The organism is Rhizorhabdus dicambivorans (assembly GCF_002355275.1).
GTDB classification, from domain to species: domain Bacteria; phylum Pseudomonadota; class Alphaproteobacteria; order Sphingomonadales; family Sphingomonadaceae; genus Rhizorhabdus; species Rhizorhabdus dicambivorans.
This window is the reverse complement of the sequence record NZ_CP023449.1, coordinates 4,081,894-4,097,203: the sequence shown is the minus strand read 5'-3', so window position 1 is coordinate 4,097,203 and position 15,310 is coordinate 4,081,894. Positions and strand designations below refer to the sequence as shown.

The following is a 15,310-nucleotide window of genomic DNA, read 5'->3' as shown; positions in this document are numbered from 1 at the left end:
TTCACGGCCGCCGCTCCCGTCCGTCGTCGCGCACGATGCTGACGCGCTGTTCATTGCGCCGATCGCCCAGACGCAGCTCGGCGGCGGCGAACAGCCGGTCCACCACCATGTAGCGGCCCTGCACGCGATAATTGACTAGCTCGGCGTCCCCGGCCGCGCCGGTAACGAACAGCGGCGGCATCTCGCCCCGCGAGATCCCCGCCGGAAACTCGATGAACACCTGCCCGGAGTCGTCGAACGCACGAACGGGACGCCACGGGGCGCGGTCGCCCTCGATGCGATAACGGAAATTGAGCGAAGTCACATCCACGCCGCTCGCGGCCGGCGTGACCGCCGCAGCGGCGATGTTGCCGCCGCGTAGCGCGATGAGCTGATCTTGCGGGTAGGTCCATGACACTGAGGCCATGTAGGTCGCGGGCGTCGCACGCAGCTCCAGATGATAGGTGCGCCGATCGGTGTTGATGACGAGGTTGGTGGCGAGGTCCGCCCGTGTCGGCTTGACGAGGATGTGGACGCGCGCGGTCGCGCCCGCGCCGCTGATCGTGTCGCCGATGATCCAACGAACGGTGTCACCGGCCGCGACTGGCCCCGGTCCAACGAGCTGCTCGCCCTCCTGCAAGGCGATGTCCGTCACTTGGCCGGGGGCAGTATAGACCTGATAGAGCGCACCATCCGTCCAGGGATATTGCTGGATGGCATTGAGGAAGCCGTCACGCGCCGGCTGCACCCGCGCGGCGGCGTTTGCGTCGCCGACGCGCCTACGGGGATCGGTAGGCTCCGACCCGCGAGGCGCATCCGGCATTGGCTTGAGCTGACCGGGAAGCGGGAGCGGTTCGGGAATAGTAACAATCTCCACCGGACGCGGCGGCTCCGCGGCCGGCGTCGCGGCCACTTCGCGCGGCGGATCGTCGTATGCGATGGCGGGCGGCCGGGCGGATGTAGTGGCGCAGCCGGCGAGTGTGGAGGTGGAAACGAGCAGCGCGGCTGTGACGGCGCGCCGAAAGGGAATGCCGGTCATTGCGACAGCTCCTTTGACCAGTTGAGGGCATTGACGAATACGCCGAGCGGATTCTTGCGAAGTGCGTCTGGCGTGCGAGGCGGCTGCACGACGATGGTGAGGATCGCCGACCAGCGTTCGGTGGCGGTGAGGCTGCCGTCCTGATAGCGGCGCTCCGTCCAGGCGACGCGGAAGCTGTCCGGTGACGCGCGGATGACGCTGGACACGTCCACCGCCACCTGCACCCGCCCGACGTTGGCGAACGGGTCATTGGCGCGAGCGTAATCGTTGAGCGCGACCGCGCCCCGATCGGTGGTGAAGTCATACGCGCGAAGCCAGTTCTGACGAACGATGACCGGATCGGCCGGCACGCTCCTGACTTGCTCGATGAAGCGGGCGAGATGGAACGCGATCTGCGGGTCGCTCGGGCGATAGCCGGCCTCGGCCGGCGCGACCGCCTGCGCCTCGCCGAGCCGATCGACCTGCACCACCCAAGGGACGATATGGCCACGGGCCGATTGCCAGACGAGGCCGCCAGCCAGGCCACCCGAAAGGGCGAGCGTGCCGAAAAATGCGAGACGCCAGTTCTTGGCCTGCACGCGCGCCGAACCGATCCTGTCATCCCAGGCTTGGGCGGCGCGCTGATAGGGCGTGGTCGGTTCGGGGGTCTGGCCGTAGCGGATGGTCGGTCGTCGAAACATGGCAGCTAGTCCTTCTGATGGAGATCGACGGACGAGCCGCTTCCCCCGCCGTCGCCGGAACGCAGGGTGTGGGCGGCGATCGTCGCGCCGTGGGTCATGGTCTGGCGGCGCTTCATGGCCGATGCCCAAGCGGGCCTGTCGTCGGGGGCTGGTGCCGATGGCGAAGCGCCGCCTGAAATCGTGCCTCCCGTCGCCGTGACTGCGGCGCGACCGCCAGAGCGATAGCTGTCTTTCAGGGACGCGGCGGCCTTCCGAAGCGGGGACATCGCCGCACCCGCCACCGCTTGGCCGACGCCGGCCGCGCCGCCCGCGACGGCGGCTGCGCCGGTCTTGCCTGCCGAGCCGAGCGCATAGGCGCTGCTGGCGGCGCCGGACGCAAAGGCGCTCCCTCGTGCCGCGCCGCCGATCGCGCCTGCGGCCGCACCGGCACCGAGGCGTGCGGCGGCTGCACCACCGACCAGCGCGCCGCCTGCGGCAAGCGCGGTCCCGGCGGCTGCGCCCGCGCCCAGGGCCGGCCCGCCTGAAACGATGCCGTTCGCTACGCCGGGGCCGAAGATCGCCAGGCCAAGCAGCGACAGCGCGCCGAGCGCGATCGACATCGCTTGCTCCAGCGTGGGCTCAGGGCCAGCGGCGGCGGTGAATTGACTGAACAACGTCGTGCCGATGCCGGTGATGACGGCGAGCACGAGAACTTTGATGCCGGTGGAGACGACATGGCCTAACACCTTCTCGGCCATGAAGGCGGTCTTGTTGAAGAAGGCGAACGGCAACAGCACGAAGCCGGCGAGCGTCACCAGCTTGAACTCGATCAGCGTCACGAAAATCTGAATCGCCAGGATGAAGAAGGCGATGACGACAAGCGCCCAAGCGAGCAACAACACCACGATCTGCACGAAGTTGGTGAAGAATGAGATTGGACCGACCAGCTCGCCTGCGGCAACGACCAGCGGCTCACCCGCGTCCAAGCCGGTCGCGGCGATGAAACCGGGGCGCATGAAGTCGGCGATGCTCATGGAATCGCCCGTTGCCTTCAAACCGAGCCCTGCGAAGGACTGGAACACGATCGTCGCCAGCGTCGAGAAATTGCCGATGATGAAAGCAAAGACGCCAATGTAGAGCGTCTTTTTGATGAGGCGTTGAAGCACGTCCTCATCGGCGCCCCACGCCCAAAACAGGCCGGCAATCGTCAGGTCGATGGCGATCAGCGTGGTTGAGAGGAACGCGATCTCGTCGCCGAGCAGCCCGAACCCGCTGTCGATGTAGGTCGTGAAGACCTGTAGGAAGTTGTCGATAACGCCGGTGTCGTTCACGGCTGAGTGCCTTCTTTTCCGAAGAACCGGCGCTGGTGCGCCGCCCATGCCGCCTCGCAGCCTGAGTCCGGCATGGTGAGCGCGCGGCAACGCGCCAACTCCGCCGCCAACGGGTCGCGCTCGGCGCGTGCCTCCGCGGCGTTGGCCGCCTCTGGCACGCGCGGCTCGGTGACGGCGGCGATCACCGCCACCGTCATCATGAACCCAGCCAGCGTGGCCACACCGGCAATCTTGGCGGCAGCCGACATCGGCTCAGTTGCCGAGGAAGCGGCGGAGGCGCTCGCGCCCCTCAGCTTCGGCGGCTGCATTTCGCGCCGCCTCCAGCGACTGCGCCCGGCCTTGGGCGGCCAGCAATGCCGCGATGTCAGCGAGCTGCTGCGATTGCAGCGCGAGAAGCTGGTTGCCGGCCTGAGCCGCTTGGAGCGCGCCTTGAGATGATTGGCTCGCCGACACGAGGCGGTCCATCGTCGCACGCGAGCCGTCGATATTCCCGACGACTCCGGCCTGAACGCGGAGCGCGTCCTGAAACGCGCCTACGCTGGTCTCCCACCGCTCGCGCGCGTTTGCGACGAGCTGCCGTTGCGGGACCGACATGGCGCCGGCCGTGTATCGGCTGGTGAAAGCCTGGTCGATCTGGCCGACGTCATAGGCGATGCGCTGCGCCTGACCGAGCAACTGCTGGGTCTGGCGCACTTGGCCCTGCAACTCGGCGAGCGAGGATTGCGGGAGGCTCGCCAGATTGCGGGCCTCGTTGAGCAGGGAAGTCGCCTGATTCTGTATCTGGCGAATCTGATTGTTGATCTGCTCCAACGTGCGCGCCGCGGTCAGCACGTTCTGCGCGTAGTTGGTCGGGTCATAGACGATCCCGCCGAGCTGCGCGTAGGCCGGCACGGGCGCCATAATCGGCGCGATGGTCGCGGTGGCGAGGACGCCGGCCAGAATGGCGCGGCGCAGGGAAAGTCGGGTCATAGCGGTAACTCCTGCTGGCTGGGGGGAAGAAGCTCGATCGCCCACGCGCAGCCGCGATGGCGCAGCCATTCGGCCGCGAAAGCAGCTTGGCCGTGGGTTTCGATGATGTCGGCGATGCGGAGCTGATCGGCCTTGGCCGACGCGGCTGAGAAGGCCAGCGCGACCTCGCCCAGCCCCAACTCGAACAGCCGGTTGCCGCGCCGGGACTGGCAATAATAGTCGCGCTTGGGTGTCGCCCGGCTGAGGATTTCGATCTGGCGGGCGTTAAGCCCGAACCGCTCGTAGATGGCGGCGATCTGCGGCTCGGCGGCGCGCTCGTTCGGCAGGAAGATGCGCGTCGGGCAGCTTTCGATGATGGCCGGGGCGATGCTCGACGTTTCGATGTCGGCAAGGCTCTGCGTGGCAAAGACGACGCTCGCGTTCTTCTTCCGGAGGGTCTTCAGCCACTCGCGGAGTTGCGCTGCGAAGTCCGGGCTGTCGAGAACCAGCCAGCCCTCGTCGATGATGATGAGTGTCGGCGAGCCGTCCAGCCGCCCGTCGATCCGGTGGAACAGGTAGGACAAAACGGCGGCGGCAGAGCCGGCGCCGACCAGTCCTTCGGTCTCGAACGCCTGCACGGCGGCTTCGCCCAGGCGCTCGTCCTCGGCGTCGAGAAGCCGGCCCCACGGCCCGCCGATGCAATACGAGGCGAGCGCTTGTTTGAGCTGCTGGTTCTGCAACAGCACGGCAAGGCCGGTCAGCGTGCGTTCGCTGACCGGCGCCGACGCCAGTGAATTGAGCGCCGACCAGATATGCTCCTTGGCTTGCGGATCGACCGCGACGCCTTCGGACGCGAGGATCGCCGCCAGCCATTCCGCCGCCCACGCTCGTTCGGCCGGATCGTCGATACGGGCGAGCGGCTGGAGCTGCACGCCGTCGCCGGCCTCGTCGGCGAGCATCCCGCCGAGATCCTGCCAGTCGCCGCCCATGCCGATCACCGCGGCGCGGATGCTGCCGCCGAAATCGAAGGCGAAGACCTGGCTGTTCTCGTAGCGGCGGAACTGCATCGCCATCAGCGCGAGCAGCACCGATTTGCCGGCGCCGGTCGGGCCGACGATCAGCGTGTGGCCGACATCGCCGACGTGAAGGGAAAACCGGAACGGGGTCGAGCCTTCGGTTCTTGCGTAGAGCAAGGGGGCTGCACCGAAATGCTCGTCCCGTTCCGGCCCCGCCCATACTGCTGACAGGGGGATCAGGTGGGCGAGATTGATGGTGGAAATCGGGGGCTGGCGAACATTGGCGTAGGTGTGACCGGGAAGGCTGCCCAGCCACGCCTCGATCGCGTTCATGCCCTCGGGGATGACGGTGAAGTCGCGGCCCTGAATGACCTTCTCGACGAGCCTCAGCTTCTCGGCCGCGATGGCTGGATCGCGATCCCATACCGTCACCGTGGCGGTGACGTAGGCCATGCCGGCATAGTCGGCGCCCAGCTCCTGCAAGGCGGTGTCAGCGTCGGCGGCCTTGTTCGAGGCGTCGCTGTCGAGCAGCGTGCTCGCCTCGTTGGTCATCACCTCCTTCAAGATGGCGGCGACGGATTTGCGCTTGGCGAACCACTGGCGACGAATGCGGGTAAGCAGCTTGGTCGCGTCGATCTTGTCGAGCATGATCGCGCGCGTGGACCAGCGATAGCCGAACGCCAGCCGGTTCAGCTCGTCGAGCAGCCCCGGAAACGTCGAGCTGGGAAAGCCGGTAATGGTGAGCGTGCGGAGATGATGGTCGCCCAGGCAAGGCTCCAGCCCGCCGGTCAACGGCTCATCGGCGAGCAGCGCGTCGAGGTGCATCGGGGTTTCCGGCACGCGCACACGCTGTCGCCGCGTCGAAATCGTCGAATGGAGGTAGGTCAGCGTCTCGCCGTCATCGAGCCAGCGGACCTCGGGCACGAAACCCTCGACCAAATTGAGCACGCGGTCGCTGCGATCGGTGAAGCCTTTGAGCAGCTCCCACGGATCGACGCCGGTGGTGGACCGGCCCTCGTATAGCCAGCCTTCGGCCCGCGCGGCTTCCTCGGCCGGCGGCATCCACAGCAACGTCAGGAAATAGGCGCTCTCGAAATGCGCGCCTTCCTCACGGAACTGTTCGCGCCGTTCCATATCGACCAGCGCCGACACGGGATCGGGGAAATCATCCTCGGGATAGTCCAGCGCGGGCGTCCGCTGGGCTTCGACGAAGATCGCCCAGCCCGAACCGAGCCGGCGAAGCGAATTGTTGAGCCGTGAGGTGGTCGCCACCAGCTCGGCCGGCGTCGCACTGTCCAGATCAGGGCCACGGAAGCGTGCAGTGCGCTGGAACGACCCGTCCTTGTTGAGCACGACGCCTTCGCCGACCAACGCGGCCCAGGGCAGGAAGTCCGCAAGGTGCGCGGCTTTGCTGCGATATTCGCGCAAGCTCATCATGGCTGCATCCATGTCGGGAAGCGGAGATGGCGCCGGGCCACGTCCACGAACTGCGGATCGCGCCGTGCAACCCATACGGAAAGCGCGTGGCCGATCGCCCAAATGACGAGGCCGGCGATCCAGAGACGCAGGCCGAGCCCGATCGCGCCGGCCAGCGTCCCGTTGACGATGGCGAGCGACCGGGGGGCGCCGCCGAGCAAAATCGGCTCGGTCAGCGCCCGGTGGACGGGGGCATAGAAACCCGCGATCGGCTCGGCTGCGTCCTGCATCAGACCAGCGCCCCGCCGCCGAACGAGAAGAACGACAGGAAGAAGCTCGACGCGGCGAAGGCGATGCTGAGGCCGAACACGATCTGGATCAGCCGGCGGAAACCGCCGGAAGTATCGCCGAAGGCCAGCGTTAGGCCGGTCACGATGATGATGATGACCGCGACGATTTTGGCCACCGGCCCCTCGATGCTTTCGAGGATGCTTTGCAGCGGCGCTTCCCACGGCATCGACGATCCGCCCGCGTGGGCCGGAACGGCAAAGGTCAGCGCGACGACGCTGGCGGTGGTGGCGAGCATGGCGCGACGCGCGCCATGCCGAATGGCATGGATCATGGCAGGTCTCCGGGCTGGGGTTTGGGAAGCGGGGTAAGGCGGTAGTCGCCGGTCGCGGCGTCGAGTCCTTCGACGCGGGCCAGCTCGGCGAGACGCCGGCCATGCGCGTCACGGACCAGCACGGCGATCAGGTCGATTGTCTCGGCGATCAGCGCGCGAGGGACCGTAACGACAGCCTCTTGAACGAGCTGCTCCATGCGGCGGAGCGCACCAAGGGCGGTGCCGGCGTGAATGGTGCCGATGCCGCCCGGATGGCCGGTGCCCCAGGCTTTGATGAGGTCGAGCGCCTCGGCGCCGCGCACCTCCCCGATCGGGATGCGATCCGGCCTGAGCCGCAGCGACGAGCGGACCAGCTCGGACAGCGACACCACGCCGTCCTTCGTCCGCATGGCGACGAGGTTGGGCGCGGCGCATTGCAGCTCGCGCGTGTCCTCGATCAGAACGATGCGGTCGGTGGTCTTGGCGACTTCGGCAAGTAGCGCGTTGACGAGCGTGGTCTTGCCGCTGCCGGTGCCGCCCGCGACGAGGATGTTCGCGCGGGCCGCTACGCCATCGCGCAGCGCTGCGGCCTCGGCCGGCGACATGATCCCAGCCGCCGCATAGTCGTCGAGCGTAAACACCGCGACGGCGGGCTTGCGGATAGCGAAGGCGGGAGCCGCAACGACGGGCGGCAGCAAGCCTTCGAATCGTTCGCCACCCTCCGGCAGCTCGGCCGACACGCGGGGGCTGCGAGCATGAACCTCGACGCCGACATGATGCGCGACCAGGCGCACGATGCGTTCGCCATCGGCGGCGGTCAGCGTCTCGCCGGTATCGCTGACGCCTTCGCCGAGCCGATCGAGCCACAACCGCCCGTCCGGATTCAGCATCACCTCGATCACGGCCGGGTCGTCCAGCCATGCCGCGATCGACGGCCCGAGCGCGGTGCGCAGCATCCGCGCGCCGCGCGTTTTGGCCTCGGATCGGATCGGATGAACGGTCAAAGAACTGGCCCCTACGAAGGGCCGGGCGAACCGCCGCCCGGCTGTCGGGGCACAGCAAGAGACGCACAAATACTTCCGCTGCAACAGCTACTTGCGGGCGTAGTAGAGGGGGCGGCAGATACGTTGCCGGCGGCGGAATTGCTTTTCGACTAGCGGGTCGTTGGCGTGTCTATTCAGTCCGACTCGGACGACGCGAACGCGGCCAGACATCTTCCGGTATCTCGTCTATCAAGCTCTTGCCGCTGGCGAAGCGCCGGCCGAGCGTCTCGACGAAACCTTCGTAGCGCTTACGCCCCTTCACTTGCGCGGCCGCTTGATCCTCGTCGGACAATGGCGGCGTCACCGTCAGCCAGAACCGCACGAACAATGTCAGTGCCTCAATCGTGAGTCCGGTGTCGCGCTCCAGCCGCTGTACCTGACGCGACAAGCGATCGAGCCGTCGAGCGAACGCCGCCTCCATGCGGTCGGCGCCATCCGGCGAGAGGTAGGAGGCGACCGCCGCCTCCACGATCGCCGAGCGGGAGATACGGCGACGGATCGCCAGCTCGTCAACCTGCTTGGCGAGCGCTGGCGGGAAATAGACGTTGAGCCGGGTCCGCATGGCGGTCTCCTACAGCTCGATGCCGTCGCCGGGGTCGAGCGACGCCTGCCGCGCAAGGCTCTGCATTCGGCGACGGACAGCCGCTTGCCGGGCCGCGTCGTCCTGCTCGTCATCGACGATCGCAAATTCCTGCGCCGGTGGCGGCGATGTCTTGGGCGCAATGGCCACATGCTCAGGCAGCTCCGGTTCGCGGCGCAGGCCGCCATTGGCCGCGTCCTCCTCCGCCCGCACGATCCGCGCCACGTCGGCCGGGTCGGCTGCGGCAGCGCGGCCGGTCCAGTCATCGGGACGTGCCGCGCCTGCAATCGGCTTGGGCGCATCCGTGATCCGCTCGGCCAGGCGGTGGTCCTGAAAGTAGCGCGCCTTCTTCGCCCGGATCGGGTGGACGCCCGCGACCATGACGATCTCGTCGTCAGGCGGGAGCTGCATGACTTCGCCCGGCGTGAGGAGCTGGCGGGCGGTCTCCGACCGCGACACCATCAAATGCCCGAGCCACGGCGACAGGCGGTGCCCGGCGTAGTTCTTCATCGCCCGCATCTCGGTCGCGGTGCCGAGTGCGTCCGACACCCGCTTGGCGGTGCGCTCGTCGTTGGTGGCGAAGCTCACCCGGACATGGCAGTTGTCGAGGATCGCGTTGTTCGGGCCGTAAGCCTTCTCGATCTGATTGAGCGACTGCGCGATCAGAAACGCCTTGAGGCCATACCCCGCCATGAATGCCAGGGCGGACTCGAAGAAGTCGAGGCGGCCGAGCGCGGGAAACTCATCGAGCATCAACAACACGCGATGGCGATTGCCCTTGGGCGTCAGCTCCTCAGTCAGCCGCCGCCCGATCTGGTTGAGGATGAGGCGGATCAGCGGCTTGGTGCGCGAGATGTCGCTGGGCGGCACGACCAGATAGAGCGTCGCCGGCCGCTCGCCCTCCACCAGATCCGATATGCGCCATTGGCACGCCCGCGTGACCTGCGCGACGACAGGATCGCGGTAGAGCCCGAGGAACGACATGGCGGTGCTGAGCACGCCCGATCGCTCGTTGTCCGATTTGTTCAGCAGCTCGCGGGCGGCAGAGGCGACGACGGGATGCACGCCGGCTTCGCCTAGGTGCGGCGTCGCCATCATCGCGGCCAGCGTCTGCTCAATCGTGCGCGACGGATCGGAGAGGAACGATGCCACCCCAGCCAGCGTCTTATCGGCCTCGGCATACAGGACATGGAGGATCGCGCCGACCAGCAGCGAGTGCGATGTCTTCTCCCAATGGTTCCGCCGCTCCAGCGATCCTTCGGGATCGACCAGCACGTCGGCGACATTCTGCACGTCTCGCACCTCCCATTGGCCGCGCCGCACCTCCAGCAACGGGTTGTAGGCGGCCGACTCCGAATTGGTCGGATCGAACAGCAGCACGCGGCCGTGCCGCGCGCGGAAACCGGCGGTCAGCGTCCAGTTCTCGCCCTTGATGTCATGCACTATCGCCGATGCCGGCCAGGTCAGCAGCGACGGAACGACCAGACCCACGCCTTTGCCCGAACGGGTCGGGGCGAAGCACAGCACATGCTCGGGGCCGTCATGGCGGAGATAGTCGCGCGCGAGCCTGCCGAGCACGACGCCGTTAGGCCCGAGCAGCCCGGCACCGCGAACCTCGCGCCCGGTCGCCCAGCGCGCCGACCCGTAGGTCTCGGCGTTCTTCAACTCACGCGCGCGCCACACCGACATGCCGATGGCGACGGCGATCGACGCGAACCCGCCCGACGCGGCGATGAACGCGCCCGTCTTGAAGGTATCGGGCGCGTAGGCGTCGAACGAAAACCACCACCAAAAGAAGGCCGGCGGCGGATAGATGCGCCAGCCGAAGGCAACGACCCACGGCGGGCCAAGCTCCGGCTGATAGGCGAGCGCGGCGGCTGTCCACTGCGTCGCGCCCCACACCCCGGCGAGCACGATCAGGAACACGATGATGATCTGGCCCCAGAGTATCTTGGTCGCAGCCATAGTGGTCTCCTGATTCAGATGCCGAGGCCGCGCTTGCGGCCCAGCGTCCAGTCGATGCCGCCGCCGGCGCGGACGACGCCGGACACCTGACGGCCAAGCTGCTGTTCGAGGGTGCTGGCCCAGGGCACGAGCCGGAAGCCGAGGCCATCGTCGATCATGGCGAAGCGGCCGGACGCGAGCGCGAGGCGCTGGCGCACGATGCCCGCAATCTTCTCGCCGGATGCGGCGGGGCGGTAGGCAAGGCCGGTCTCGCCCGCGATCTTCCCGCCAACCGCGTCCAGCTCCCGCTTGCGCAGCGTGTCGAGCATTCCGCGCTCGAACACCGTGCGCTCGCCGAAACGGCGGGCCAGCCCTTCCTTGACGAGATGGTCGGTGCGCGCGTCCATCGCGCGGCGCACCTCGGCGCCGAACCCGCCGTCCGCAACGCCGGCGCCGCGCTCAATCAGTCGATGGTCGAGCCAAGTTGCGCCGGGCGCTTTGACCTGCGCGGCGAGGTCGAGGTCCGAGCGCGTGGCGAGCCCCAGTGTCGGCTTATCCTCACCGGGCTGGCCGATCACGCGCAACTCGACGATCCCGCCGAGCTTGGGGCTGTGCTCCAGCGCCTCGATGCCGGGCAACCGGACATGGTGAGTGCGCCCGTCCGTGCCGTCGATCACCGCATAAGCCGTGCCGGTCAACTCGTCGTGCAAGCCCTTGTCGATCAGCCTGCCGACGATCGGCCTCTCGGGCGCGCTAGTGACGACGGCGTAGCTGTCGAGCGGCCGGTCCTGACCATGTTCGCGGAGCGCCGCGCCGATCGTGCGGATGATGTCGCCGCGCGTGCCCAGCTCGCGCAGCTTCGCTGCCGCGCCCTCCGCTACCGCCCACTCGCCCGGCTCGCCCTGCGCGGCGAGTCCCATCGACTCCAAATACTGCAACCGCCCGACCATCAACCGGCGGAGCTGCGGGTCGTCCGGGCCGGGGCGGTCGGGGCGCAGGTCAATGACGCCCAGCTCGTCGGCCGCGCGTTTGATCTCGGTATCGAGCCGGGTCCAGCGCTCGGCCGTCACGTCGCGTTCGAGCGTGCGCTGAACCTCATGCTCAGGCTTGGGTCCGAGTTCGGCCTGCGCCAGCTCTTCGGCGTTGGAGCGCAGATTGTGGCTGATGTAGTCGCGCGCCATGACGAGATCGGCGCCGGTGTCGGTGACGCCGCGCACGAGCAGGTGGACGTGCGGGTTGTCGGTGTTCCAATGATCGACCGCGACCCAATCAAGCCGCGTCCCCAGGTCCGCTTCCATCTGGCGCACGAGGTCGCGCGTGTATTCGCGCAGGTCGGTCAGCTCGGCCGCATCCTCCGGGGAGACGATGATGCGGAAATGATGCCGGTCGTCCTTGCAGCGATCGGCGAAGCCGCGATCGTCGGCATTGTCGCCGGCCGCGTCGAACATGCGGGTCGGCGAGCCGTCGCGGGTGACGCCCTCGCGCTTCAAGTAAGCGACGTGCGCAGACAGCGGCGCCATGCGGTATCCGCCCCGGCCGCGGTGGTTGACGGGCAGCGCCTTTACCAGGACGCGCCGGCCCGATCCGAACAGCCGGCTGCGCGCGAACGCGGTGCGGCCCCGGCCGAAGTTGGACTGGCCGCGGCGGGTCGGTCCGCTCCAGGCGCGGCGCGGGTTGCCGCCGCTCATGGCGGCGGCGCGCAGCACCTCAGCGACCAGGCCGCGCGCGTTGCGGGCCTGCGCCTTGCTGCGCTTGGCCTTGCCCGGCCGGACGCGGAAGTCGCTTTCCTCGCTCACGGCCGGGGTGCTTTCGGCCGAGAATGGCCTATGGTGCTATTCGAGGCGTTGATTTTGCTGGCTTTTCTCTTCCGCGCGGCACGCGCGCCGACCGACGCCCCCGCGTGAAGCCACGGAAAAGCCTCGGCTTTTCGGCGAAACGGGGCGGGCCTTGTATCTTGCCCTCGTCTGTCCCTGCCGTTTTTTCCCTCCCCAGCCACTTTCCTGCTCGGGACGGATGATGGGGATAAGGCGCGGGTCATCGCGGTCGGCCCGCGCGGGCGCGGGGGACGAACAGCGTGTCGGCCGGCTCATTAGACGGCGGAGCGGCGGAGTCCGCGTCGCCGGATGTTCGCCGATCGGTCGGCAGATCGGACGCAGCTTCTTCGCTGCCGAGCTGCGCAGCCACCGCTTCCGAAGCGGCGCTGGCGGTGCGGACGAACAGCCCAGCTCGTCGCCAGGCGAACGGATCGGGTGGCGCGCTCACCGCCACCTCCGCAGCGCCAGCCGTGCCAGCGATGGCCGTGAGCTGGGCGAGGTAGCCGACCGTTTCGGGCGGCAGCGGACGGCCGCGCGACAGGTAATCGTCGTAGCGGCCCGGTCCCGCATTGTAGGCGGCTAGCATCGCGCTCGCATTGCCGTAGCGGTCGTACATCTCGCGCAGGTAGGCCGCGCCCGCCATGATGTTGTCGCGCACGTTAAAGGGGTCGGGGCCGAGACCGTATCGGGCGCGAAGGTCGGCCCAGGTCGCGGGCATGATCTGCATCAATCCCATCGCCCCGGCGCGCGAGACCGCGCGGGCGTTGCCGCCGCTCTCGACGCGCATCACCGCCCATATCCATGCTTCGCGGATGCCGAACCTCCGCGCGGCGTCGGCAACATGACCGGCGTAGGGATGAGCCGCTGCCGATCGCGCAGCCGACAAATTCTGCGCCGTCGCCGCGACAGGCGCAGCGCCACCCGACAGCAGCGCGACGCCCAACGCCACCGCCGATCCGACTCCGCTCCGCCGCCAGCCTGCCAGCGTGCTCGCTACGTTCAAGGGTGCGCGCGCTGCGCCGGCCTGCGGCCGCCCTTGATCTACGCTGCGCGCGCCGGCCGGCCCGCGACCGAGCGGGACGAAGGGATGAGACGGCTTTCCCGCGAACAAAGGGATGATGGAAAAGCGCATCCGATCAGTCCTGCTCGCGCGACTTCGGCTGGCGGTTCCAGCGCAGCGACCAGGCCGACTTGTCGCCCGTGCTCTGGAACAGGGCGGCGCGGATCGGCTGCGCGAAGGCGGGATCGTCGATGCGCAGCGAGACGTAATCGCCGGCGCGTTCGCCAGTCTCGTTCCAGCCTGCGCCGATCTCCGGGCCTTCGCCGCTATCGCCGCGATGGACCCGCCAGTCCGGCGCCTTGTCGGCGTCGCTCGGCTCGGCCGGAACGATCGAGATACGGATGTCGAGCGTCGCCGTCTCGATGATGCCTTCGTAGCCGCTGGCGGTGCGGAAAAAGCTGCCGATCTGCATGGTGATCTCCTTTGGTTGGCAGTTGAGAAGGCGGGTCAGCGCCAAATGAGCGGCGCGTCGGGGGTGTCGCGGGTGAGGATCGGAATGGCGCGGCCAAGCACGGTCGAGGCCGGCAACGGCCCGAAATAGCGGCCGTCCATGCTGTCGGCGTGATCGGGATTCAGCATCAGCAGCTCGCCGACGCCCAACGTCCGGCAGCCCTGCCAGGTCGGCAATGGACGGCCTCGGCCGTCGCGCTCGCGGGCGATGGCGACGGGCCGCGCATCGACACTGACGACGGCGCCGATCCGGCACACGCGCTGCCCCGGCTTGGCCGCAACGTGCTTCAACAAAGGCACGCGCTCGCCGAGATAGCCACGTTCCGCCAGCCACCGCGCCAACGGCGCGGGCGGCGTCACGGCGACCAGCGCGCCGTGCGGGGGATCGCGCACGGGTTCGATACGATACAGCCCGGTCGGCGCACTCGCGCTCGCATTCCAGACGACGCGCGGTAGCGGATCGAACAAAGCGATGGCGGCGAATGATGCGCCGAACAGCGAAGCCGCCGTGGCCGTCGCAATCGTCCAGCCCCGGCGCGTCACTGTTCGATCTCCCGGCGCTTCAGCCAGGCGCGATGACGCTCCAGCGTGTAAGGGCGCGGCTCGTGTCCGGCGGAGATACGATTGTGAACATGACGCCAGTGGTCGGGCGCGGCGTCGCAGGGATCGACGCCGGCGGCCTCCGTCGCGTCGATCGCGGCGAGCACTTGACTGACTTTCGGCCAGCCCTCGATCTTGAGCAGGATGTCGCCGCCGGGCCGCACGAACGGCAGCGTCGTGAACGGCTCGCCGGTGCCGACCGCGCGCACGATGTCGATGCGCGAGCTGACCGTGCCGTAGTCATTCGCCGCCCAGCGGACGAACGCGAAGATCGCGCCGGGGCGGAAGCGAACGATGCGGCGGCGGCGATCGACGATCTCGTCCACCGCGACGCGGCCGAACCTGATCCAGTGCTCGATCCGCTTCTCGATCCAGGTCAGCTCGACACGGGTCATGCCGTCGTCGGACGGTTGGCGGTGGCGCATGGGTGACGGCGGGACGGTCATCGCCGGCTCCGGGCGATGGCAGAGTCCGCGCGCGGCATGAGGTCGTCTTGCCCCGGATCGGAGGTCGAATGCTTGATGCCGATATCGGCCCAGGCGCGGAGATCATCGACCGAATAGACGACGCGGCCCCCGATCCGGCGGTAGGCCGGGCCGGTGCCGAAATAGCGGTGCTTCTCAAGCGTGCGTCCCGAGAGGCCAAGAAAGCGCGCGGCTTCCGGTGTTCGCAGGAAGCGGGGCGGGAGATTGGTGGGCGTATCGGACAAGTGACGGCTCCTGCGGGCGGTGGCGGCAGGAGGCGTAATTGTCAGAATGAACGCGGCCGGGTGGGGTATGAAGATGTGCTGCTGCACGGATGCGACCCCCCTATAGGGGGTCACGCAGAAG

Annotated in this window: 17 protein-coding genes; all 17 read right to left on the bottom strand. The window is 68.2% G+C overall.

Annotated elements, in window-relative coordinates:
• Position 1: 1 nt before the first annotated feature.
• Positions 2–1,018 carry a P-type conjugative transfer protein TrbG gene (trbG, locus tag CMV14_RS19280; RefSeq protein WP_066961336.1) on the bottom strand — a complete coding sequence of 339 codons (1,017 nt, stop codon included), beginning with the start codon at positions 1,016–1,018 and terminating at the stop codon, positions 2–4.
• Positions 1,015–1,698, bottom strand: a complete 684-nt coding sequence (trbF, locus tag CMV14_RS19275; RefSeq protein WP_066961334.1) for a conjugal transfer protein TrbF — start codon at positions 1,696–1,698, stop codon at positions 1,015–1,017. The genes trbG and trbF overlap by 4 nt, the downstream gene beginning before the upstream one ends.
• A 5-nt stretch (positions 1,699–1,703) precedes the next feature.
• Positions 1,704–3,008 (bottom strand): P-type conjugative transfer protein TrbL, encoded by a 1,305-nt coding sequence (gene trbL / locus CMV14_RS19270; protein ID WP_066961331.1) that lies wholly within the window; start codon positions 3,006–3,008, stop codon positions 1,704–1,706.
• Positions 3,005–3,256 (bottom strand): putative entry exclusion protein TrbK-alt, encoded by a 252-nt coding sequence (gene trbK-alt / locus CMV14_RS19265; RefSeq protein WP_066961328.1) that lies wholly within the window; start codon positions 3,254–3,256, stop codon positions 3,005–3,007. The genes trbL and trbK-alt overlap by 4 nt, the downstream gene beginning before the upstream one ends.
• 4 nt (positions 3,257–3,260) lie before the next feature.
• Positions 3,261–3,977, bottom strand: a complete 717-nt coding sequence (trbJ, locus tag CMV14_RS19260; RefSeq protein WP_066961326.1) for a P-type conjugative transfer protein TrbJ — start codon at positions 3,975–3,977, stop codon at positions 3,261–3,263.
• Positions 3,974–6,409 (bottom strand): conjugal transfer protein TrbE, encoded by a 2,436-nt coding sequence (gene trbE, locus CMV14_RS19255; RefSeq protein ID WP_066961550.1) that lies wholly within the window; start codon positions 6,407–6,409, stop codon positions 3,974–3,976. The genes trbJ and trbE overlap by 4 nt, the downstream gene beginning before the upstream one ends.
• Entirely contained in the window at positions 6,406–6,678 is a 273-nt protein-coding gene (locus tag CMV14_RS19250; RefSeq protein ID WP_054725812.1) for a VirB3 family type IV secretion system protein, read from the bottom strand. The genes trbE and CMV14_RS19250 overlap by 4 nt, the downstream gene beginning before the upstream one ends.
• Positions 6,678–7,010: a TrbC/VirB2 family type IV secretion system protein gene (locus CMV14_RS19245; protein WP_054725809.1), complete on the bottom strand. Its 333-nt coding sequence runs from the start codon at positions 7,008–7,010 to the stop codon at positions 6,678–6,680. The genes CMV14_RS19250 and CMV14_RS19245 overlap by 1 nt, the downstream gene beginning before the upstream one ends.
• Positions 7,007–7,993 (bottom strand): P-type conjugative transfer ATPase TrbB, encoded by a 987-nt coding sequence (gene trbB / locus CMV14_RS19240; protein WP_066961324.1) that lies wholly within the window; start codon positions 7,991–7,993, stop codon positions 7,007–7,009. The genes CMV14_RS19245 and trbB overlap by 4 nt, the downstream gene beginning before the upstream one ends.
• Positions 7,994–8,162: 169 nt before the next feature.
• Positions 8,163–8,594 carry a ribbon-helix-helix domain-containing protein gene (locus tag CMV14_RS19235; protein WP_066961322.1) on the bottom strand — a complete coding sequence of 144 codons (432 nt, stop codon included), beginning with the start codon at positions 8,592–8,594 and terminating at the stop codon, positions 8,163–8,165.
• 9 nt (positions 8,595–8,603) lie between these two features.
• Positions 8,604–10,577: a conjugal transfer protein TraG gene (locus CMV14_RS19230; protein WP_066961315.1), complete on the bottom strand. Its 1,974-nt coding sequence runs from the start codon at positions 10,575–10,577 to the stop codon at positions 8,604–8,606.
• A 14-nt stretch (positions 10,578–10,591) separates the two neighbouring features.
• Positions 10,592–12,352, bottom strand: coding sequence for a relaxase/mobilization nuclease domain-containing protein (locus tag CMV14_RS19225; protein ID WP_066961313.1), 1,761 nt, complete (start codon positions 12,350–12,352; stop codon positions 10,592–10,594).
• 238 nt (positions 12,353–12,590) lie between these two features.
• Positions 12,591–13,502, bottom strand: a complete 912-nt coding sequence (locus tag CMV14_RS19220) for a lytic transglycosylase domain-containing protein (protein WP_066961310.1) — start codon at positions 13,500–13,502, stop codon at positions 12,591–12,593.
• Between the two features lie 4 nt (positions 13,503–13,506).
• The gene (locus tag CMV14_RS19215; protein ID WP_066961547.1) at positions 13,507–13,842 is read right to left on the bottom strand and encodes a DUF736 domain-containing protein; all 336 of its coding nucleotides are present in this window, start codon (positions 13,840–13,842) and stop codon (positions 13,507–13,509) included.
• A 35-nt stretch (positions 13,843–13,877) separates the two neighbouring features.
• Positions 13,878–14,423: a S26 family signal peptidase gene (locus CMV14_RS19210; RefSeq protein WP_066961308.1), complete on the bottom strand. Its 546-nt coding sequence runs from the start codon at positions 14,421–14,423 to the stop codon at positions 13,878–13,880.
• A complete protein-coding gene (locus CMV14_RS19205; protein WP_066961305.1) occupies positions 14,420–14,926 on the bottom strand; it encodes a DUF2840 domain-containing protein in 507 nt (168 codons plus the stop codon). The genes CMV14_RS19210 and CMV14_RS19205 overlap by 4 nt, the downstream gene beginning before the upstream one ends.
• Positions 14,923–15,189, bottom strand: coding sequence for a helix-turn-helix transcriptional regulator (locus CMV14_RS19200; protein WP_015459426.1), 267 nt, complete (start codon positions 15,187–15,189; stop codon positions 14,923–14,925). Before CMV14_RS19200 ends, CMV14_RS19205 begins: the two co-directional genes overlap by 4 nt.
• Between the last annotated feature and the right edge of the window lie 121 nt (positions 15,190–15,310).